The organism is Citrobacter sedlakii NBRC 105722 (assembly GCF_000759835.1).
In the GTDB taxonomy this organism is placed as follows: Bacteria; Pseudomonadota; Gammaproteobacteria; order Enterobacterales; family Enterobacteriaceae; genus Citrobacter_A; species Citrobacter_A sedlakii.
The window spans coordinates 282,036-303,832 of sequence record NZ_BBNB01000008.1; the positions used below are offsets into that span (position 1 = coordinate 282,036).

The 21,797-nt window shown below is 56.9% G+C and carries 15 protein-coding genes and 3 tRNA genes; 6 read left to right on the top strand and 12 right to left on the bottom strand.

What is annotated here, in order from left to right; genetic code table 11:
* Window positions 1–140: 140 nt before the first annotated feature.
* On the top strand, window positions 141–1,349 hold the full coding sequence (gene csdA / locus CSE01S_RS12520) for a cysteine desulfurase CsdA (RefSeq protein ID WP_042288875.1): 1,209 nt from the start codon (window positions 141–143) through the stop codon (window positions 1,347–1,349).
* Window positions 1,346–1,795: a cysteine desulfurase sulfur acceptor subunit CsdE gene (gene csdE / locus CSE01S_RS12525; RefSeq protein WP_042288877.1), complete on the top strand. Its 450-nt coding sequence runs from the start codon at window positions 1,346–1,348 to the stop codon at window positions 1,793–1,795. The genes csdA and csdE overlap by 4 nt, the downstream gene beginning before the upstream one ends.
* A gap of 63 nt (window positions 1,796–1,858) precedes the next feature.
* On the opposite strand, the gene tcdA is transcribed toward csdE, so the two are convergent.
* Both tcdA and mltA read right to left on the bottom strand, forming a co-directional pair.
* Window positions 1,859–2,665 carry a tRNA cyclic N6-threonylcarbamoyladenosine(37) synthase TcdA gene (tcdA, locus tag CSE01S_RS12530; protein WP_042288880.1) on the bottom strand — a complete coding sequence of 269 codons (807 nt, stop codon included), beginning with the start codon at window positions 2,663–2,665 and terminating at the stop codon, window positions 1,859–1,861.
* Between the two features lie 77 nt (window positions 2,666–2,742).
* A complete protein-coding gene (gene mltA / locus CSE01S_RS12535) occupies window positions 2,743–3,840 on the bottom strand; it encodes a murein transglycosylase A (protein ID WP_042288882.1) in 1,098 nt (365 codons plus the stop codon).
* Window positions 3,841–4,047: 207 nt separating this feature from the next.
* Here mltA and CSE01S_RS12540 point away from each other — a divergent pair.
* The 3 genes from CSE01S_RS12540 to CSE01S_RS12550 all read left to right on the top strand — a co-directional run bounded on the left by CSE01S_RS12540 (window position 4,048) and on the right by CSE01S_RS12550 (window position 4,363).
* A tRNA-Met gene (locus tag CSE01S_RS12540) sits at window positions 4,048–4,124 on the top strand.
* 43 nt (window positions 4,125–4,167) lie between these two features.
* Window positions 4,168–4,244 (top strand) — tRNA-Met (locus CSE01S_RS12545).
* A gap of 42 nt (window positions 4,245–4,286) precedes the next feature.
* Window positions 4,287–4,363 (top strand) — tRNA-Met (locus tag CSE01S_RS12550).
* A 110-nt stretch (window positions 4,364–4,473) separates the two neighbouring features.
* On the opposite strand, the gene amiC is transcribed toward CSE01S_RS12550, so the two are convergent.
* Entirely contained in the window at window positions 4,474–5,727 is a 1,254-nt protein-coding gene (amiC, locus tag CSE01S_RS12555) for an N-acetylmuramoyl-L-alanine amidase AmiC (protein ID WP_042288884.1), read from the bottom strand.
* A 234-nt stretch (window positions 5,728–5,961) separates the two neighbouring features.
* Here amiC and argA point away from each other — a divergent pair, with 234 nt between their 5' ends.
* Window positions 5,962–7,293 (top strand): amino-acid N-acetyltransferase, encoded by a 1,332-nt coding sequence (gene argA / locus CSE01S_RS12560; RefSeq protein WP_042288887.1) that lies wholly within the window; start codon window positions 5,962–5,964, stop codon window positions 7,291–7,293.
* A gap of 40 nt (window positions 7,294–7,333) precedes the next feature.
* Here argA and recD read toward each other — a convergent pair whose 3' ends face one another.
* From recD to thyA, 9 genes are all read right to left on the bottom strand, one after another.
* Window positions 7,334–9,160, bottom strand: a complete 1,827-nt coding sequence (gene recD / locus CSE01S_RS12565; protein WP_042288889.1) for an exodeoxyribonuclease V subunit alpha — start codon at window positions 9,158–9,160, stop codon at window positions 7,334–7,336.
* The gene (gene recB, locus CSE01S_RS12570) at window positions 9,157–12,702 is read right to left on the bottom strand and encodes an exodeoxyribonuclease V subunit beta (protein WP_042288891.1); all 3,546 of its coding nucleotides are present in this window, start codon (window positions 12,700–12,702) and stop codon (window positions 9,157–9,159) included. The genes recD and recB overlap by 4 nt, the downstream gene beginning before the upstream one ends.
* Entirely contained in the window at window positions 12,695–15,583 is a 2,889-nt protein-coding gene (gene ptrA, locus CSE01S_RS12575) for a pitrilysin (RefSeq protein ID WP_042288893.1), read from the bottom strand. The genes recB and ptrA overlap by 8 nt, the downstream gene beginning before the upstream one ends.
* A gap of 110 nt (window positions 15,584–15,693) precedes the next feature.
* A complete protein-coding gene (gene recC / locus CSE01S_RS12580; RefSeq protein WP_042288896.1) occupies window positions 15,694–19,065 on the bottom strand; it encodes an exodeoxyribonuclease V subunit gamma in 3,372 nt (1,123 codons plus the stop codon).
* Between the two features lie 15 nt (window positions 19,066–19,080).
* Window positions 19,081–19,401 carry a prepilin-type N-terminal cleavage/methylation domain-containing protein gene (locus tag CSE01S_RS12585; protein WP_042288899.1) on the bottom strand — a complete coding sequence of 107 codons (321 nt, stop codon included), beginning with the start codon at window positions 19,399–19,401 and terminating at the stop codon, window positions 19,081–19,083.
* The gene (locus CSE01S_RS12590) at window positions 19,386–19,793 is read right to left on the bottom strand and encodes a DUF2509 family protein (protein WP_042288902.1); all 408 of its coding nucleotides are present in this window, start codon (window positions 19,791–19,793) and stop codon (window positions 19,386–19,388) included. The genes CSE01S_RS12585 and CSE01S_RS12590 overlap by 16 nt, the downstream gene beginning before the upstream one ends.
* Window positions 19,790–20,353, bottom strand: coding sequence for a prepilin peptidase-dependent protein (locus CSE01S_RS12595; protein ID WP_042289061.1), 564 nt, complete (start codon window positions 20,351–20,353; stop codon window positions 19,790–19,792). Before CSE01S_RS12595 ends, CSE01S_RS12590 begins: the two co-directional genes overlap by 4 nt.
* On the bottom strand, window positions 20,344–20,814 hold the full coding sequence (locus CSE01S_RS12600; RefSeq protein ID WP_042288904.1) for a prepilin peptidase-dependent protein: 471 nt from the start codon (window positions 20,812–20,814) through the stop codon (window positions 20,344–20,346). Before CSE01S_RS12600 ends, CSE01S_RS12595 begins: the two co-directional genes overlap by 10 nt.
* Before the next feature lie 182 nt (window positions 20,815–20,996).
* Window positions 20,997–21,791 (bottom strand): thymidylate synthase, encoded by a 795-nt coding sequence (thyA, locus tag CSE01S_RS12605; RefSeq protein WP_042288907.1) that lies wholly within the window; start codon window positions 21,789–21,791, stop codon window positions 20,997–20,999.
* Window positions 21,792–21,797 lie beyond the last annotated feature (6 nt).

The following is a 21,797-nucleotide window of genomic DNA, read 5'->3' on the forward strand; positions in this document are numbered from 1 at the left end:
CAGAAACATTTGCCTAACACTATTCAGCATAAGACACTGGTCTGATTTCGCCAGGTTATCCAGAAGATTCCTGGTGACAGGCAAGCCTTGTCACGGCGGCAAAATTGCGCCACGATCGGCTGACTGAACTGAGGAATACCATGAACGCTTTCAATCCCGCGCAGTTTCGCGCGCAGTTTCCCGCACTGGCCGACGCCGGGGTTTATCTCGACAGCGCCGCCACGGCGCTGAAGCCACAGGCCGTTATTGACGCGACGCAGCAATTCTACAGCCTGAGCGCCGGAAACGTGCATCGCAGCCAGTTTGCCGAAGCTCAACGCCTTACCGCGCGCTACGAAGCCGCCCGGGAGCAGGTCGCACGGCTGCTGAACGCGCCGAATGACAAAACCATCGTCTGGACTCGCGGCACCACCGAGGCCATTAACATGGTGGCGCAAAGCTACGCTCGCCCCCGCCTTCAGCCTGGCGATGAAATCATCGTCAGCGCCGCCGAACATCACGCCAATCTCGTTCCCTGGCTGATGGTGGCGGAGCAAACCGGCGCGAAAGTGGTTAAATTGCCCCTCGATGCGCAATTTTTACCGGACGTTGAGCGCCTGGCGGAGAGAATAACGCCGCGTAGCCGCATCCTCGCGCTGGGACAAATGTCGAACGTTACCGGCGGCTGTCCGGACTTAGCCCGCGCCATTACCCTTGCCCATCGTGCAGGCATGGTGGTCATGGTGGATGGCGCGCAGGGCGTGGTCCATTTTCCCGCCGATGTACAACGGCTCGACATCGACTTCTACGCGTTTTCCGCGCATAAGCTGTACGGTCCAACGGGAATTGGCGTGCTCTACGGCAAACCAGAACTGCTTGCGGCCATGTCGCCGTGGCTTGGCGGCGGTAAGATGATCGACACCGTCAGCTTTGACGGCTTCACTACTCAGGCCGCGCCGTGGAAGCTGGAAGCTGGAACGCCTAACGTCGCAGGCGTCATCGGGATGAGCGCGGCGCTGGAATGGTTAGCCGATACCGATACTGCCCAGGCGGAAAACTGGAGCCGCGGGCTGGCGACGCTGGCGGAAGACGCGCTGGCGAAGCGTCCCGGTTTTCGCTCCTTCCGCTGTCAGGACGCCAGCCTGCTGGCCTTTGATTTTGCAGGCGTTCACCATAGCGATATGGTCACGCTGTTGGCGGAATACGGTATCGCCCTGCGCGCCGGACAGCACTGCGCCCAGCCGCTGCTGGCGGAAATGGGCGTAACGGGCACCCTGCGCGCCTCATTTGCGCCGTATAATACAAAGAGTGATGTGGATGCGCTGGTCAACGCCGTTGATCGGGCGCTTGAGCTATTGGTGGATGAATGACAAGCCCAATGTTCGCCGGACACCCGTTCGGCACAACCGTGAATGAAGAGACGCTGCGCAAGACCTTCCTGCCGCTCAACCAGTGGGAAGATAAATACCGCCAGTTGATATTACTGGGAAAGCAACTGCCGACGCTGCCCGACGATCTCAAAGCCCAGGCGAAGGAGATCGCGGGCTGCGAAAATCGCGTCTGGCTGGGTTACACCCGTGGAGAAAATGGCGCGCTGCACTTTTACGGCGATAGCGAGGGGCGGATTGTACGTGGACTGCTGGCGGTGTTGCTGACGGCAGTCGAAGGGAAAACCGCGGCGCAGCTGCTGGCGCAGTCACCGCTGGCGTTCTTCGATGAACTGGGGTTGCGCGCGCAGCTGAGCGCGTCGCGCAGTCAGGGGCTGAACGCGCTGAACGAGGCGATCATGGTCGCGGCCCAGGAAGCCGGATCTTAACGAACCGTAGGCAAAATAAGCGCAGCTCCATCTCCCTGATTGCCGGCGCCATTTCGGTTCCCACTAAGCCTGACGCGCCGCCTTCGCCATCATTTTCTTCAACGCATGAGAGACCGCGACAAAGCCAAACGTGGCGGTCACCATCGTCGCCGCGCCGAATCCCGATGCGCAGTCCATCCGTTTGGGTCCTTCCGCGGTCGCTTTCATCGCGCAGACGCTGCCGTCTGACTGAGGATAAACCAGCGCCTCAGTGGAGAATACGCAGTCAACGCCCAGCTTACCCTTGCTGTTTTTCACCACCCCAAAGTCGCTTTTCAGCCGCTCGCGCAGCTTTGCCGCCAGCGGGTCCTGAATCGTTTTCGCCAGATCCGTCACCTGGATCTGAGTGGGATCGATCTGTCCGCCCGCGCCGCCGGTGGTGACCAGCGGAATTTTGTTGCGACGACAGTACGCGATCAGCGCCGCTTTCGGCCGCACGCTGTCAATGGCGTCAATGATATAGCTGAAGCCTGCGCGCAGATATTCCGCGACATTATCTGGCGTGACAAAGTCATCGACCACGGTGACCCGGCATTCCGGATTGATCTGGCGAATACGTTCTGCCATGACGTCTGCTTTCGCCAGACCAACGTTATCGCGCAGGGCATGAATCTGGCGGTTAGTGTTGGTGACGCAGACGTCATCCATATCAATAAGGGTAATGGCGCCGATGCCCGTACGCGCCAGCGCCTCTGCCGCCCACGAACCAACGCCGCCAATCCCGACCACGCAAATATGCGCATCGGCAAACAGTTGCAGCGCTTTTTCACCGTACAAACGCGCCGTGCCGCCGAAGCGCTGACGCCAGGCATCACTTATTACTACTGACATACCACCTCAGAATTAAAAAGGGCGAGGTTATCCCTCACCCTGTCTGATCCATAGAAACAGCGCTCAGAATACCATATTCAGCCGCTAAACACGTTACCAGCGCCAGGCGCGCTTTTCAGCACCCAGACGCGACCATAGTGGTTATACCAACCTGCGCGATGTCCGGCGTCCGGACCAATTCCCTGATAAATATCGAAATGCTGGCCTTTTATCGCGCCGCCGACATCCAGCGCCACCATCAGACGTAGCTCATACTGGCCGTTGAATTTGCCGTTGTTGTCGAGCAGCGGGACTTCAGCGAGCAATGTTGTCCCCGGCGGGATAATGCTGCGGTCAGAGGCAACGGAAGCCCGGCCAATCAGCGGCACCGCGCTTGCGCCTTTCACTGGCGCGAAAGACTGCGGCTTAAAGAAAACAAACGACGGGTTTTGTTCCAGCAGTTCGCGGACTTCCGCTTCGCTGTGCGTTTCCCCCCAGTGACGGATCGCCTGCATCGACATGTCTTCCCGCTTCACTTCGCCGCGATCGATCAGGACCTTACCGATACTGCGATAAGCATGCCCATTTTTCCCTGCATAGCTGAAGAAATTAAGCGGGGAGCCGTCGCCAAAATCGATATAGCCACTGCCCTGCACATCCATAATGAAGTTATCCATCAAAGAATTGCTGTAGGCAAGAATGTAATTGTCGCTCAGCGCGCCAGCGTAAATCTCTGCGCGAGACGGCAAGCGCCCGCGTTTTGGCGGCATACGATAAATGGGATACTGGAATTCGCCCTGACGCGTGTGGCGCGCCTGAACAACTGGCGTGTAATAACCGGTAAACTGGACGTTGCCGTAGTTATCGGCTCCTTCCATCTGCCAGGCGTCGATACCAAACTGGCGCATGGTACGGGTATCGCCGCCGGAACGTAACCAGTCCTGAACGGCGTTATAGACGCTGCTCTGACTGCCGTACAGGCGCGGAGAGGCACTGCGGATCTGGCTCACCTGCTCGGCAAAATCACCGGCGTTGATGGGGGCGCCAACGGCGTCAGGCTGGTTCACCAGTGAGAAAGGCTGGGTAAACTTCCCGTCTTTATACTGCTGTCCGCGATCGGTCGGTTTAGAGGAACAGGCAGCAAGCATAGCAACCACCGCCCCCAAAAGAAGATAACTTACCCAACGTCCTTTCATTGTTCTCATCTTTTCGCTGTCATTCATACGCAAAGAAGATAACAAACCCCGCCAGCTAATGAAACGAGCAGGGTTACCCTGACGCAAATTCCGCGCAAAATTTAAACTGAAATGCCTTGTTTTTGTTCAATTTCGCCCTTAAACCGTGATCCAGGTGAAAAAAGGGTTGCATGAAAATGTTAGCAGAGTATAGTGCGCATCCACGGACGCGGGGTGGAGCAGCCTGGTAGCTCGTCGGGCTCATAACCCGAAGGTCGTCGGTTCAAATCCGGCCCCCGCAACCAATTAAAATTTGATAGCAGTGCTTTCTGCATAGCAGAAGACGGACGCGGGGTGGAGCAGCCTGGTAGCTCGTCGGGCTCATAACCCGAAGGTCGTCGGTTCAAATCCGGCCCCCGCAACCAATCAAATTTGACAGAAGTGCTTTCTGCACAGCAGAAGACGGACGCGGGGTGGAGCAGCCTGGTAGCTCGTCGGGCTCATAACCCGAAGGTCGTCGGTTCAAATCCGGCCCCCGCAACCAATACTAAACACCTTAACGGGTGTTTTTTTGTTTCTGCGGTCCGTGAAAGGTTATTCTGGTGACCAAACGCGGCCGGGCGGCGACACCTGCGCCTTCTCCGGCCTCTCTGTTTATCCTCTTCTCGCCAATGTTGCCCCGTCGGCAAAATAGGCTTTGATCCCGGCAAGAATCGACTCGGCCACTTCCTGCTGGAACTTTGCGGTTTTAAGCTTGCGTTCTTCTTCAATATTACTGATAAACGCCGTTTCGACGAGAATCGACGGAATATCCGGCGCTTTCAGCACCGCAAACCCGGCCTGTTCGACCTGATTTTTATGCAGATTGTTAATCTTGCCGAGCTTGTTCAACACCGCTTTACCAAATTTCAGGCTGTCGGCGATGGTCAGCGACTGCACCATATCGAACATCGTATGGTCGACGTAGCGGTCACCGCTTTTGCTCACACCGCCAATTAAGTCCGAGGCGTTCTGCGTTTGCGCCAGATATTTCGCTGCCGTACTGGTCGCCCCTTTGGTGGAAAGCGCGAATACCGATGACCCGCTGGGCTGGCGGCTGGTAAAGGCGTCCGCGTGAATCGACACAAACAGGTCTGCGCGCTGTTTCTGGGCCTTCGCCACACGCACCTTCAGCGGAATGAAGATATCTTCGTTCCGCGTCATGTAGACCTTCATATTGCCTTCTCTTTCGATCAGCGCGCGTAAGCGCCGGGCGATTTGCAACACCACGTCTTTTTCACGCGTTTTGTATTTGCCGACCGCCCCGGAGTCTTCTCCGCCGTGTCCCGGATCAAGCATGATCACAATCGGGCGATCGCGCCCGGCTTTCCCCGGCTGCGGCCCGCTCTGCGCAGGCGGTACCTGTTTATCCAGATCGCCCTTGTTGTAATCTTCCAGTAGCGCCAACAACGGATCCTGCATATCCTGCGCATTGACAGGATAAAGATCCATGACCAGACGCTCTTTAAACCCGGCAACCGGCGCCAGCGCGAACAGCTGCGGCTTCACGTTTTGCTTTAGTTCGAACACCATTCGGACGGTCTGCGGGTCGAATTGTCCTACCCGCGCCGACTTAATATAAGGATCATCAGGACGAATTTGCGCCCCCATGCCTTTCAGCACCGAGTTCAGATTTACCCCTTCAATATCCACCACCACGCGCTCAGGATTGCTCAGGGCAAACTGTTTGTACTTCAACTGCCGGTTCGACTCCACCGTCACACGGGTGTAACTCGACGCTGGCCAAATACGAACCGCAACGACCTGACTGGTGGCAGCCAGGCCGACCTGACTGACGCTCAATAGCCACATGGCGCCCGCCCCTTGTAGTAATCGACGGCGGCTGATGGGTGGATGTGATCCCGACATGCTTCTCCCGAGCAAAGTAAATCTTAACGGTGTTGAGTGAGTAAACGTCCAAATTGACCGGAAACTTTAGCGAATGACGCATAATCTGTCATCAATAAAAGGGTAAACATTCTTTTGGTATTCACGGTATTACTGAGAAAAAACTTTGCCCGGATTAAAATTTGCGCTTGCGCACGGCGAAGAAACAGAATAAAAATACAATAATTACGAATAATCATGCAGTGAGGGTAGGCCGTGGTGAAGGAACGTAGAACCGAACTGGTACAGGGATTCCGCCATTCTGTTCCCTATATCAATACCCATCGGGGAAAAACGTTTGTGATTATGCTTGGTGGCGAAGCCATTGAGCATGAAAACTTTTCCAGTATTGTCAACGACATTGGCCTTCTCCATAGCCTTGGCATTCGCCTGGTGGTGGTATATGGCGCGCGTCCGCAAATCGACGCCAACCTGGCCGTGCATCATCATGAGCCGATGTATCACAAAAATACGCGTGTCACCGACGCCAAAACACTGGAACTGGTTAAACAGGCAGCGGGCACCTTGCAGCTGGATATCACTGCGCGCTTATCAATGAGCCTGAACAATACGCCGCTCCAGGGCGCGCACATTAACGTGGTCAGCGGGAATTTTATTATCGCGCAACCGCTGGGCGTCGACGATGGGGTCGACTATTGCCACAGCGGACGCATTCGCCGTATTGACGAAGAGGCGATCCACCGGCAGTTAGACAGCGGCGCGATCGTACTGATGGGCCCGGTCGCGGTCTCGGTGACTGGCGAAAGTTTCAACCTGACGTCGGAAGAAATCGCCACCCAACTGGCGATCAAGCTGAAAGCAGAAAAGATGATTGGCTTCTGTTCGTCTCAGGGCGTGACCAACGAGGACGGCGATATCGTCTCTGAACTGTTCCCCAACGAAGCGCAGGCCCGGGTTGAGGCGCAGGAAGAAAAAGGCGATTACAACTCCGGCACCGTGCGTTTTCTGCGTGGGGCGGTGAAAGCCTGTCGCAGCGGCGTGCGCCGCTGTCATCTGATTAGCTATCAGGAAGATGGCGCGCTGTTGCAGGAGCTGTTCTCCCGTGACGGCATCGGGACCCAGATCGTAATGGAAAGCGCCGAACAAATTCGTCGCGCGACCATAAACGATATCGGCGGCATTCTGGAACTGATTCGCCCACTGGAGCAGCAGGGGATCCTGGTGCGCCGCTCACGCGAACAACTGGAGATGGAGATCGACAAATTCACCATTATTCAGCGCGATAACATGACCATCGCCTGCGCCGCCCTGTACCCCTTCCCGGAAGAAAAAATCGGCGAGATGGCCTGCGTGGCGGTGCATCCGGACTACCGTAGCTCCTCGCGGGGAGAAGTTTTGCTGGAACGCATTGCCGCCCAGGCAAAGCAAATTGGCCTGAGCAAGCTGTTCGTACTCACCACCCGCAGCATTCACTGGTTCCAGGAGCGCGGCTTTACGCCGGTGGACATTGATTTGTTGCCGGAAAGCAAAAAAGAGATGTACAACTACCAGCGGCGTTCAAAAGTGCTGATGGCGGATTTAGGATAAGCGGGGGCCGGAACGCGCAACCGCTTCTCCGGCCAGACAGTTAGCCTTCGCCATTGAACAACGCGGACAAACCGCTTCGGCGTTCGGTGCGGGTGGCCACCGCGCTGCTCAGAATGCGCTCATCGGCATACAGCGACAGCCGCTGGCGCGCGCGGGTTACAGCAGTGTACACCAGTTCGCGGGTCACCACCGGCGAGCGCTGGGTGGGCAACACCAGCGCCGCATGGTCGAACTCCGATCCCTGCGATTTATGCACCGTCATTGCCCACGTTGTTTCATGCTCCGGCAGGCGGCTGGGCTGTATGTCTTTGATGCTGCCGTCCGGCATCGCGAACCAAACCCGTAAGCCGTCCCCGCGCTCAAGCGCAATGCCGATATCGCCGTTAAACAGCCCCAGCGCGCTGTCGTTGCGGGCAATCATAACCGGCCGCCCTTCATACCAACGGGAATGCGGCAGACGGCGAATTTTCCGCTTCTGCTGCATAGCCTGCTCAAGACGTTCATTCAGTCCGCTGACGCCAAACGGCCCTTCACGGAGCGCGCAGAGCAACTGGAATTCATTGAAAGCCTCAATGATTGCGTCTGGTTCCGCACGCTGTGAAAGCAGTTGCAGATAGCGTCCGTAGCCGCGCAGCGCGTCATCAAGCATAGCGCTGTAGTCTTCCCCGCTCTGCAATATCCGTTTCTCAATATCTGCAAAATCCTGCTGAAAGACGGTGTTTATCGCCGCCTTATCGCCCCGGTTGATCGCCGCCGCCAGTTGGCCAATGCCGGAATGGCTGCCAAAGCGATAGCTTTTTTGCAACAGACACAGGCTGTCCCGCAGGGAAGCGGCTTCAGTACCGGTACCTGCCGGGACGGGCATACCGGTCAGGCGGGTCAACTGTTGCGCCCGCTCCGGCGTATAACCCGCGTTCACATACGCGCAGATATCACCGAGCACCGCCCCTGCTTCTACCGACGCCAGTTGGTCGCGATCGCCGAGGAAAATCACCCGCCCATGCGGCGGCAACGCGTCAATCAGGCGCGACATCATCGGCAGGTCAATCATGGACGCTTCATCAACCACCAGCACGTCCAGATGCAACGGGTTACCCGCGTGATGGCGCAAGCGCTGACTGCCCGGTTGGGCGCCCAACAGCCGGTGCAGCGTGCTGGCCTCTTCAGGAATGCGTTTTTTCTGTTCGTCTGTCAGCGGAAGCTGGCGCAGGGCCTTGCCTAATGATTCGGTCAGCCGCGCTGCCGCTTTGCCCGTCGGCGCCGCCAGCCGGATGCGGCATCGCTCGCCGTCCGCCAGTTGAATTAACGCCGCCAGCAGTCGCGCCACGGTTGTGGTTTTTCCCGTCCCCGGCCCGCCGGAAATCACCGAAATCCGTCGGGTCAGCGCGACCGCCGCCGCCACTTTTTGCCAGTTAATGTCATCAGCGTCCGGAAATAGCGCTTCCAGCGTTTGCGACAACAGGGCTTCATCCACCGCAATGGGCTGATTTACTTCACTAAAGAACCGCGCTACCGTCCGTTCGTTACACCACATGCGATTCAGATACAAACGATCGCCGTAGAGAATCATCGGTGAGGGACGCTCGCCGCGGCTGACCGCGCTGGAGGCCAGCAGACATTCACGCCAGTCTGCTGGCTCGCCGATCTCACTCAGGCAGGCGGCCAGCACCGGTGGCAGATCATCCTTCTGCGTCAGGCGCGCAAGCGGTAAACAGACGTGCCCCTCTCCGGCGTCCCGACTCAACAGCGCCGCCGCCAGCGTCACGGCAGGCTCATTCTCGCCAGTTACCGCCAGCGCAAACTGCGCGTCCAGCGGGCGAAGCTGTTTTTGTTCCACAGCGTCGAGCAGTCGCTCCTGTAACGTCATCGCGTCTCCTCCTCTGTCACACCCGCAAACATCTCATCCATGCGGGTAATCAGCTCGCTGTCAGGGCGGGTAGTGAAAATCCCCTGCTGCGGCTGTTCGCTGTCCACTCCGCGTAAAAACAGATAAATCACGCCGCCAACGTGGCGCGTATAGTCATAATCCGCAATGCGATGTCGCAGGTAGCGATGCAGCGCCAGGGTATAAAGCTGATACTGTAAATCGTAGCGGTGTGCCTGCATTGCCGCCGCCATCGCTTCCGGCGTGTAGGCCTGGCTATTGTCGCCCAGCCAGTTTGACTTATAGTCCAGCAGGTAATAGCGGCCTTGATGACGAAACACCAGGTCGATAAAGCCTTTCAGCATCCCACGAACCTGCGTGAAATCCAGCGGCGGACAGCCCGCCGAGAGCGGATCATATTGACGAATAAGCGCATCAAGTTCCGCAGCGACCAGCGGCTTGCCGATCGGCAGATAAAACTCCATCTCGACCTGTTTTTCACGCGCCGAAAGCTGGTTCAGGCTGACGCCCGTTTCATTGAGGGGCGTGCGTAAAATCGCCGCGATCCACTGGGTAAGCGTCGGTTCCCAGTGCGCCTCATAGCCGCCCAATTCAAGCTTTTCCCGTACCCAGACGGGATCAACCGGCTGGGTAAAGTCGAGATCTTCAAACAGGCTGTGCAGGAACGTGCCCGGCGACGCGCCGCGCGGAAACTGGTGCGGCGTCAGTTCAGGGGCGTCCACCACCTCGCCGACGCCTGCGGCATCGATATCCAGTCGCGGCATAAGATCCTGAGCGATGCCGTGTCCGCGCTGCTGCAGGCCGGAATAACTGGTCACACGCCAGCTATCGCCGGGGGTACGCAGCACATGACGAACACTCAGCGCCGCCTCGTTTTCCGCGAAGGCTGGCAGTGACTCAGGACGGATCACGTCCGGGGTCCGGCAATGAATATGCTCATCGCACAGCGCTTCAATCGCGGCGCGAAGCCCGGCGGCATCTTTCGGCTCGCCTTTTTGCAGCAGACGGCCAAGCGCGCTCAGATGCACATCGGTATCGCCTTTTTTGTCGCCCCGGCGGCGCACCAGAGGCGCAACGCCCAGGCTACAGTGCCAGACGGAACGGGTCAGCGCCACGTAAAGCAACCGCAGATCTTCCGCCAGCCGCTCGGCTTCGGCCAGCGCAATGCTCTCTTCCGCATGGCTGAGATCCAGTACCGCTTCAAAGGACTGACGGTCATGGTAAAACGCCTGATCCTGAACGCGAAAGTGGGTGATAAACGGCAGCCACACCAGCGGGTATTCCAGCCCTTTCGATTTATGAATGGTGACGATTTGCACCAGATGCTTATCGCTTTCCAGACGCATCTGCTGGCTGGCGGCATTATTGTCCGGCTCAAGAATATGTTGAGAAAGCCAGCGTACCAGCGCATGTTCGCTCTCCAGCTGCGACGCCGCCTCCTGCAATAGCTCGCTGATGTGCAGGATATCGGTCAGGCGACGTTCGCCCCCCGCCGTTGCCAGCAGGTTTTCCGCGATATGACGCGCCGACATCAGCGCGCGCAGCATCGGCATGACGCCGCGCTTCTGCCAGATCTGACGATAACCGACAAACTCTTCCACCACCCGATCCCAGGCGCTTTCGCTTTGATTAAGCGTTTCGATATCACGGGCGTTCAGTCCCATCATCGAAGTAGCTAACGCGCTACGTAAGGTATTTTCCCGCTCCGGGTTCATGACCGCCTGCAGCACCCAGAGCATCTCCTGGGCTTCCAGCGTGTCGAACACGCTGTCGCGGTTGGATAGATAGACAGAAGGAATGGCAAGCAGGGTCAGGGCATCGCGCACCAGCGCGGCTTCCTGGCGGCTTCTGACCAGTACGCTGATATCGGACGCGCTCACCGCTTGCGCGCGCTCACCGCGGATGAGCAGAGCGTCGCCACGCTGCCCGGCTTCCAGCCAGTCGCGGATTTGCGCAGCGCAGACCTGCGCCATGTAGCTCTGGTAATCCCCCACGCCGCAGCCTTCCCCGTCCATCAGCCACATCGTCATCGCGGGCTGTGCTTCACCACGAAACTCAAAGCGCAGCGACTGGTTTTTTTCGGCTGACTTAACTGGCTGGAACGGAATCTCACGAAACATGAAGGCATCGTCCATCTGGCCGAACAGTCGGTTAACACTGTTGACCATTCCTGGCGCGGAACGCCAGTTGGTATCGAGCGTATAGTGCGCATTCACTTCGCTACGCGCTTTCATATACGTGAAGATGTCCGCGCCGCGAAATGCATATATCGCCTGCTTCGGGTCGCCGATCAGTAACAGCGCCGTCTCCGGCTGCCGCTGCCAGATACGGCGGAAAATTCGGTATTGCTGGGGATCGGTGTCCTGGAATTCGTCGATCATCGCGACCGGAAAACGGGTACGAATGGCGGCCGCCAACGCATCGCCGCTCTCACTGCGCAGCGCAGCGTCCAGCCTGCTGAGCATGTCATCAAACCCGAGTTCGCCGCGGCGGCGCTTTTCGCGGGCAACCGTTTCACGAATTTCCACCAGCGCGCGCGTGATCACCAAATCCCGGATGGTCAGAGGCTCCGCCAGCAGTTCATCAATGGCGACAAACAGCGGATGTTCCGGCACGACGCCGCCCGCTTTGGTCCGTTCCTGCAAAAAACGCTGCGAAAATTTCTCCAGCGCGTCCGGGAGCTGGTAGCTCAGGGTCTCTTCCTGCGCCCAGGCGCTGATCTTTTCGATCCATTTTCCCTGATTACCACGATTAAATTTGCGCCGGTCAATGCCAGAGGATTCCAGCAGCCCCTCCAGTTGATCGACTGATTCACACCACTTTTGCTTGAGCGCGTTGATCCGTCCGACGATGGCGTCATGACGGGAGGCCAGCGTTTCGTCATCGGGCGGCGGCGCTTTAATGACCGGCGCTTCCCCCTGCAAATAGCGATTGATATCGGCAAGCAGCGACTTAGGACCTTTCCAGATCTCAAATACCACCTGAGCGATTTCACGCGGTAAGGGGTAGCAGTGGCGACGCCAGAAATCCGCGCACGCCTGATAGCGCAGCAGGGATTCGTCCTCAATCAATTGCTGTTCAAACAGCATGCCGGACTCAAAGGCATTCAGGCTCAGCATGCGCTGACAAAAACCATGGATAGTAAACACCGCCGCCTCGTCCATCTGCCGCTCAGCCAGCAGCAGCCACTGGGCCGCCTGTTCGGTATCGGCGATCTCATCCAGCAGACTGGCATAAAGCGGGTTATCGGTGGACTTGCGCAGGCAGGCGATACGCAGCTCATGAATATTGCTGCGAATACGACCGCGGAGTTCTTCGGTGGCGGCCTCGGTGAAGGTCACCACCAGGAGTTCTTCCACGGTGAGCGGACGAGGAAAGGCGGCTGTACCGCCGAGACCGAGCAACAGGCGCAAATAAAGCGCTGCGATGGTAAAGGTTTTGCCGGTCCCCGCCGAGGCTTCAATCAGGCGCTCGCCCGTAAGGGGCAAGCGCAGGGGATCAAGGGACTCGGCAACATCATTCATTCTTATCACTCATCAGGGGCAAAGTTTGCTGCAACGCGCTGACGTTATCCCACACTTTCCAGCCTTCCGGGCGGGCGTAACCCGCCTTCCCGCTCTGACCACCGGAAATTTGCGACAGTATCGCCATGCCTTGCGGCGCGACCACCGCCTGATGGAAGAAATCCGCGAGCTTCTGTGGCGTCAGCAGTTTTATCTGGGCGACGATTTTATCACGCGAATCGAAACGCATATTGCCGCGATCGAAATCTTTGCTGATTTTCGATGCTTCTTCACCCAGCGTCTGCGGCGCCTGCACCATTTGCGCAATGATCGCCTGCTGGATCTGCACAAACTCTTCCGGCTTCATTGCCCGTAGTTTTGCTTCCGCCGTTGGGAAAAACGCTTTATAACGCTCCCACAAATACTTAGGTTGTTTGTCGCTGCTTTGCAGGAGGAAGCCCATCCCCCATTGACGCCCTACGCTCATCGGGAAAGCGAATACCGCATAACCCAGTTGTTCTTCAGTACGAAGCTGATGGTAAAACCACGGCTGCACAATCTGACCGAGCATCGCACTGTAGGCTGAGCTGGCATACTCGTCGTAGCCCGTGGGCACAAAGACCGCCGCCAGTGCGGAGTCTGTACTGCTGCCCGCTTTTTCAAAAATCACGGACTGCTTTTTATCGACCACCACATCTTTATTACGACACCACTCTGAGCCGTTCGCGCCCAGCTGTTTCTGGATATCGCGCGCCATTGACGTCACCTGCGCCTCGCTCATGTTGCCGATGGCCAGGAACTCAGGACGCGCGCCGGTTTTTAACGCCTCACGATACTCCATCACCTCTTTCAGCGTGATTGACGGCAGCAGCGCGCGACGCTCATCGCGGGTGAAATAAGGCACCTGCGAGATCATCTGCACCGGCATGATGGCTTGCTCGTAAGCTTTACCTTTCTCAGCGGAATCCATCATCTGGCTGTACCAGGATTTCGCCTGTTCCAGCTGTTCTTCCGTCGCGCTATAGGTGAAATACCCTTCAAGCAGCGCCTTGAAAAGCTGCGGCAAGCGCTGCGTATAACCGTCGGCATTCAGCATCAGACCATTATTCGCGTTCGTGGAAAAGCCGATCCCGCCGACGGAGGCCTGGTTGCTTAACTGATCGAGCGCGATCCCCGCCAGATAATCATTCAGGGCAAACATCACCTGATTTCTGGCGCTGTCCATCGCTTTAGGGTTGCGCAAAATGACGCTGACGTCCGCCCTGGGTTCGCTGGCAAAGTGCTGGCTTGGCGCGTAAACCACACGCAGCGCCGGCTCATCGACAATCAGCGCCGGGCGGGTGTATGACTTTTGCGGTTTAGTCAGGGTGAAATCGTCAGGAATATAGGGGTTAAGCTCCGGCAGCGACAGGGTAATGCCCTGCGCTTTTTTCTGCCATGCAGCAAACGTCTGCTCGCTGATTTTATCAACCTGATACGGCGCATCGACAAAGTAAGCGGTTTTATTGTGCGGCTCTTTCGGGCTGATGTACCAGATACGCGCATTTTGCGGCGTCATCATGCCAAGACGCGCATTTATCGCTTTGGCGTCGTAACGATCGGCAATGTTTACGGCGTCGAGAGTATGCGCCACCGGTACGCGGATCATGGTATCCGCCAGCCACTCGACGTAGTCCATATCGCGGGTAATTGACGGATAACGGAAGTCGAGGTCAAGTACATGCGCCAGTTCGTCAAAGTAGCGCTTATCAATTCCCTTTTCACGCAGCAGATTGAGGTAACTGAAAATAGCGGCGACAACCTCTTCGCGTTGGGCCAGCCCTTTGTCGGTCAACGTGGCCGAAATTGCCAGCACGCCGCTGTTGCCATTCACTACCGGATCGGAGTCCGCGCGAATACCTTCCACCAGTCCCTGCTTTTGTAGCCAGTCAGAAAGCGTGCCTGGCGTACGGTTACCGATCAAATATGCGATCAGTTCGTCCGTTTTGCTGCGAAACTGCGCGCTGTTATTGTCGATGCGAAACTCGACGCGCAGCACTTTTCGCGGCAGCGCGGGAACGTAGTGGATGATAATCCCTTTTTGCGCGTCGGTGACCACCGGGACGGTGATAGCCGGTTTTTCGATGTTTTTATTCGGCACCCGACCATAGGTTTCAGCAGCCATCTTCGCCAGCTCCGGCAGCGGCTTATTGCTGTATATCACCGCTTTCATGAGGTTGGCGGAGTAATATTTTTTATGGAAGTCGACCAGCGCCTGTTGCACCGGGTTTCCGGGTTTATCGCTCAGGGTTTCCAGGTTTCCACCGGAAAAGCGTGAGCCCGGGTGCGCAGGGTTGATGGTTTCTGCGCTGACCTGCGCCATTCGCATCCCGTCACGGGTACGCGCCATCGTCAACTCTGCGTTCACCGCGTTGCGTTCACGATCCGCATATTTTTTATCCAGAAGCGGTTGTGCGACGGCGTCTGACAATCGATCAACGGCTCCGGCCAGAGCGTCGTTTTCGACTTCCAGATAAAAAGCGGTGCGATACGGCGCGGTGCTGGCGTTATGGCTGCCGCCGTGCAGTTTGAGATATTCAGCAAGGCTGTCGGCCTGAGGGTATTTTTTCGATCCCATCAGACACATATGCTCAAGATAGTGCGCCAGCCCCTGATGCGCCTCCGGATCTTCAAGCGAACCAACGGGTACCACCAGCGCAGAGAGGGATTTTACCGCCTGCGGATCGGATACCAGCAAAACCACCATGTCATTATCCAGACGCACGGCCTGATACTGACGGGTATCTTTGTCGCTTTTCCGGATAGTTTCCGCTATGGGTTGCCAACCGGTGTCTGCCTGACTTAAGGGCGCCCAAAAGGCGACGAACAACAGTAACGCTTTGAACCAGGTGCTGCGGGGCATTCAAAAACCTCATCATTAACTTTCTTTCTGCGCAAAGACACGCCGTGTGCGACTCCGGGCAGGGCAACGCATCTTAAAGGAAGCCTTTAAATTGCGCAATTTTTATACAATCATGACGACTGATTAAATCTGAAAAGCGGAAGCAGGTAACGTTGCGACTGCGCGAGTATCATCTCAAGCGTGTCTGGCTCCAGCTGCCGCCACAGGCGCTGATACCAGATATCATCGCCTTCGCCACGCACGACCATATTCCCTTCGTAAGCCTGCAAAAACTTCGTGCGGGCCTTCTGGCGCGTGTCGTCGTCCTCTAACATGGCATCATTTGCCGCGTCGTAACAGGCTTTTATCCACGCGCCGCCGCTTTCCGGCAGAACCAGAAGCGGCGCGGACATCCCTTCGCGATAGCCTTCAATCAGTTGCGCAAGGTAGCCTAACGCCTGCTCTTTTTCTAACGGCGGGAAGCGCCATTCGCCGTCTTTTCGCAAAAACAGCCGACTTTCGCCTTTTCCCCCGCAGGCACAATAGACAAGGTGTTCGAGCCAAAGTTGCACGCCCTGCGAAACGCTGATTAGGGAAGGCCGCCAGCGTAACAGGCCGTCCTCCTGCACCTGCGGCAGCCAGCCGGTCAACTGGACGCCGTGACAGTCGAGATCGATTTCCAGACTCTGACTCGGCTGGCGACAGGCAATAATTTTGTCGGCCAGCGTCTGCATTTCCTGATGCTGAGCTTCCCAGAGAATTTCGCCAAACGCCCCGTAAGGCAGATCGCCCGCCGCGCGGAAACGACGGAACAGGCTTTCCGCATCGCCCTGCTCGACCAGCGCGTTCAGCAACTGCTGGTTGAGCTGATAACGGCTTAAACCTTCCAGAGTAAAAGGCTCCGTGTCCGGAATATCACTCTCCTCAGCGCGAAAATTAACCCGCAATCGCATCTGGAAAAACGCCCGTACCGGATGCGCCCAGAAACGCTGAAGCGTGTCGAGATTCAACGTATCCGGCATCGAAAATTCCAGCGGCTGGACAAAATCGCTATGGGCCTTTCCGCTACGGCTGGCCGCTGGCAACCACTCGCTGGCGTAGCTCTGCAACTCGCCAGGCTGGAAGTTCTGCGCGTCAAACGGCATTCGCGTATGCAGACAGGCAATATGTGCTTTCACCCGCGCCTCGCTTTCATCGCAGGTCAGCGCCTCGTCGCCCGGCAAATAATGGCTTTGTCCGATATAGTCGAGCAGTTCCTGCACCAGTACCGAAGGAAAGCGTTCACTGTTATCCTGAATGGAGCGCCCGATGTAGCTGATATACAACGTCTGTTGGGCAGAAATTAATGCTTCCAGGAATAAGTAGCGGTCATCATCCCGACGACTGCGATCGCCACGCATTGGCTTCTGGCTCATCAGGTCGAAACCAAGCGGGGGCAGCTGGCGTGGGTAAATGCCGTCGTTCATTCCCAGCAAACAAACCACTTTGAACGGGATGGACCGCATCGGCATCAGGGTACAGATATTCACCGGGCCGGCCAGGAATCGCTGACTGATTCGCTCCTGATCCAGTCGCTGCGCCAATTCATCACGCAGTAGCGAAAGCGGTACCGCATCGCCATATTCCGCGCCTATTCCTTCGGCAATAATCGTCTGCCACTGCTGCTCTATGAGCGTCATGGCGGCTTCCGTTTCGCTGTCCGGCTGGAAAAAATCGTTGAGCATGTCCCGGCAAACGGGTAACCACTCCTCCAGAGGCCGCTCCTGCGCCAGTCCACGTCGCCAGATGTTGAGCTGCATCAGCAGAGACGCAAGATGCCCAACCAGTTCCGCGATCAGCCCGCTGGATTCGTCATACGGCAGGACGGACTGCCATTCGCCCTGCGCGCTTTCCATCGCGTAGCCGAGCAGCATTCGCGTCAGGCCAAATCGCCAGGTGTGCTGCCCCGTCGCCGGAAGCGCCAGCTCCCGTACGTTATCGTCATCAATCCCCCAACGGATGCCTGATTCGTTAACCCACAACCGCAGATAGCGCAGCCCTTCTTCACTGATATTAAAACGCGCCGCCAGCACCGGCACATCCAGTAAAGCCAGCACATCTTCAGAAACAAAGCGGCTGTCAGGCAGTGACAGCAGACTGATAAACGCCTGCAAAACCGGGTGAGACTGGCGGGCGCGGCGATCCGAAATGGCATAGGGCAGATAACGCTCAGGCGGCGCGCTGCCAAATACCGCCTGAATAAACGGGCTATAGCTGTCGATATCCGCCACCATCACGATAATATCGCGCGGAGTCAGCGAGGGATCGGCCTCAAGCATTGCCAGCAGGCGATCGTGAAGCACTTCCACTTCTCGCTGCGGACTATGACAAACGTGAAAAGTAACGCTGGTATCGTTCGGGTCAAGCCGACGCTTACTGTCGCTGCGCGAATATTCTTCCAGATTCACGCCCGCTACCGCGCGGTTCTCCAGCTCAAGGATATCGGCCTGAATAGCGTGCAGCAGGTTATCCGGCGTGACGTCGACGAACGCATCCAGCTCCTGGCTGTTTTCCAGTTCGGAGAGCAGGTAAATGTAATCTCGTCCCAGCTTCCCCCATGACGCCAACATTGGATTGCCAACGTCCTGTTCTCCGTCGCGGTTAAATAAGCTTTCGGCTTTCGCATTATCACGAAACAACGGTAAATGGCGCTCTTCGAAGCTGTGCCGCCGTTGACGCGCCAGCAGCTTTGCCAGCCAGGCCGGATCTTTAATATCACCCCAGTAATAACGGCAGGGATTGGTAAAAAGCAAATGAATGTCGATATGTTTACCGAGGGCCTGCAGCGCCTGCAAATAGACGGGCGGTAGCGCGGAAATTCCGCAGATAAACACCCGAGAAGGCAGCCCGGGCGGACAGGAACTGGCGCTGTTAAGAGTCTGAATGAAACGCTGGTAAAGGTTAGCGCGGTGCCAGCGCGGTTGTCCTAACTCCGCGGTGTATTCCACCAGCGCCTTCCACAGCGGCGCCTGCCAACGTTGAGCCTCGCCCAGCCCCTCAATCCTGCGCCCTGTTTCCCACTGCGTCAGCCAGTCAGGACGGTAAACCAGGTACTGGTCGAACAGATCCGCCGCGCGTGAAGAAAGCTGGAACAGTTTGCGTTTGTCACTATCGTCCGTCAGATAGTGGCGCAGCAACGCGAAGTCGTCTTGCTCCAGAAGCTGTGGCAACAGCGTCATAAGTTTCCAGCTCATGCTCTGTTTGCTAAATGCGCTCTCTTTAGGAATTTCCGGCAACACGCGAACAAACATGTCCCAGATAAAACTCGCCGGCAGAGGAAACTCGATATTGGCGGCGATGCCAAACTTCTGCGAAAGGGTCATTTGTAACCACTGCGCCATACCGGTGCTCTGCACCAGTATCATTTCTGGCTCGAACGGATCGTCCAGCCGCTCGCGCTCGACGATAAACTCCATCAACGCTTCCAGCACATCCAGACGGTTTGAGTGGTAGACCCTTAACATAGAGACTCCTGACAACTAACGATTAGGGCAGTGCAGACGAGTCATCGCGCCCTGTCTGCCCAGCGGTGAAACCAGCTGAACGCTGATGCTGACACATCCGGCCTGCGTTGTCTGCATCCGGTTAACCCGCCAGTTATCAGGTGGCGATAATGGCCGCAGTTGCGTTTGTCGCCAGGCGAGTCGCCACTGTTGCAGATACTGGCCGTTCACGACAAAACTGTTCATTAGCGCACGCTGATACCCGGAAAGCGCGGTGACCACCATGACCATCAACAGCATGGCTAACAGCACGTCAGGCAGGCTAAAACCACGCTGGCGGCTCAGGGAAGCTGGCATAGCGCAACCTCGCGCAGCGGGCAAAAATCGCTCCAGCCAGACGGAGAAAGCACGACGCTTTCTTCGCGCTGTTCCGCCTGTCGCCATAATGATGTCCCCTGCCAGCTTGCAATAAGCAGCGCGCGTTTTCCATCGATCTGACGCAGGCAGACGGGAACCCTTTCCGCCGCATAATACCGACACTGTTTTTCAGCGCCTGTGCCCCAATGCTGCATTCTGCCCCATTCTATGGCTGACTGCACCAGCGCCTGACGCTGTAAGGCCTGGCTTTCCAGCGCCACGCGCCGGGAAAAATGCGTTTGCTGCTGGTTTAGCCCTTGCAACAGCAGGCTCCCAAGCACCAACAGCAACAGTACCAGTGCAAGAGAAGAGACGCCTCGCTCACGGTTCACAGATTAAATCCCGTCACGCTATACAACACGTCAATCGCCATCCGCGGACGGGCCCGGCTCTCGCCGCGCAACCGTAGGGTCAGTTCGGGCGCAAAACCAGCAGTGTCTTGCCGTTCAACCACAAACCCGGTGATCTGAACGGTGTCTGGATCGGTCATTTTATCCCAACCTTTGTCGGTACAGCTTCTTGCCCCCCGCAATGTTTCCAGTGCGCTACCGCTAAGACGAAACCCAATCTGTTCGGCGTCTTTTAACGGCTCGCGCTCCCAGATACCGTTACCGTTGGCATCCCACTGCGCGATCACGCATTGCCCCTGTTGGGCAATAAACAACCCTTTTCCCTTGCAGCTACCATAACAATACCCGGCTCGCTGAAGATGCTTCGCGACGGTGTACACCCGCTGCCACACGTCGTCTTCCAGCGAAAGCCTTCGGGTATGCTGTAAAATGTCGCGCTGTAACGCGGGCAAAAAGCGGGCGGCACCCAACAGCAGTACACTACCGATGGCCATCGCGATTAAAACTTCGAGCAATGAAAATCCGCGTTCGTTCATCGGCAGGCCTCGGTGTTGTCGCGCTCGCACAGACGAATGCGCCCCCACGGCGACACAACCAGACGCCATTCGCCCGCCGGGTTTTTCAGGCGGATATGTCCTGCCCAGGCAGTGTTGCGCAGGCCAAAGAAGGCCAGCGACGGCGTGATCTCCGCGATGGCGATGTCGTGCCAACGCGGCGTAAAAACCAACGCGGAACGTGGCAGACAGGTCGTTTGTTGGGCAAGCGAACTGACAAGACACTCTCTTTCCTCCTCCCTGATGACGGCAATGGTATGGTCGCGGTTATGCCAGTTGGCATCTTCACGCAGTTGAAGCAAATAATCCCGCAGTTCGCAGGCGGTCTGCCATAAGCGCTGCTGTTGCTGCCAGCGTTGCCAGCCATACAGTCCCGTTGCACTCAGACTGACGATAATAAGCATCGCGACCAGCATTTCGATGAGCGTATAACCCTGCTGTTTTTTCATAGCGGCAGTATGGCCAGACGAAAAATAAAAACGAGGGGAGAACGCGGATTATTCGGCGCGTTACGAAGAATATTTACGGCGTTGCAGCAGATTGCAGAATCGTTGGAATCCGCGCCGAAAGAACGGTATCAGGATAAAAAAACCGACGCACTGTGGCGTCGGTCATGACAGGATAGCAAGGGTCAGATAGCCACGGGCGCTTTGATGCCGGGATGCGGATCGTAGCCCTCAATATCAAAGTCTTCAAAGCGATAGTCGAAGATCGATGCCGGCTTACGCTTGATCACCAGTTTCGGTAGCGCGCGCGGTTCACGGCTTAACTGCAAGTGCGTTTGCTCCATATGGTTGCTGTACAGGTGGGTGTCGCCACCGGTCCAGACGAAATCGCCCACCTCCAGGTCGCACTGTTGCGCCATCATATGCACCAGCAGGGCGTAGCTGGCGATGTTGAAAGGCAGGCCGAGGAACACGTCGCAAGAACGTTGATAAAGCTGGCAGGAGAGCTTGCCGTCCGCCACATAGAACTGGAAGAACGCATGGCAGGGCGCCAGCGCCATTTTATCCAGTTCGCCGACATTCCAGGCAGAAACGATGATACGGCGCGAATCGGGGTCGTTTTTCAGCTGATTCATCACCGTGGTGATCTGGTCGATATGACGGCCGTCAGGCGTCGGCCAGGCACGCCACTGCTTGCCGTAAACCGGACCGAGATCGCCATTTTCATCCGCCCATTCATCCCAGATGGAGACATTATTTTCATGCAGATAAGCGACGTTGGTGTCACCCTGCAGGAACCACAGCAGTTCATGAATGATCGAGCGCAGATGGCAACGCTTTGTCGTCACCAGCGGGAATCCTTCCTGCAGGTTAAAACGCATCTGATGACCAAAAATGGAAAGCGTTCCGGTTCCGGTGCGGTCGTTTTTCTGTGTGCCTTCATCCAGCACTTTTTGCATCAGTTCTAAATACTGTTTCATGGTTCC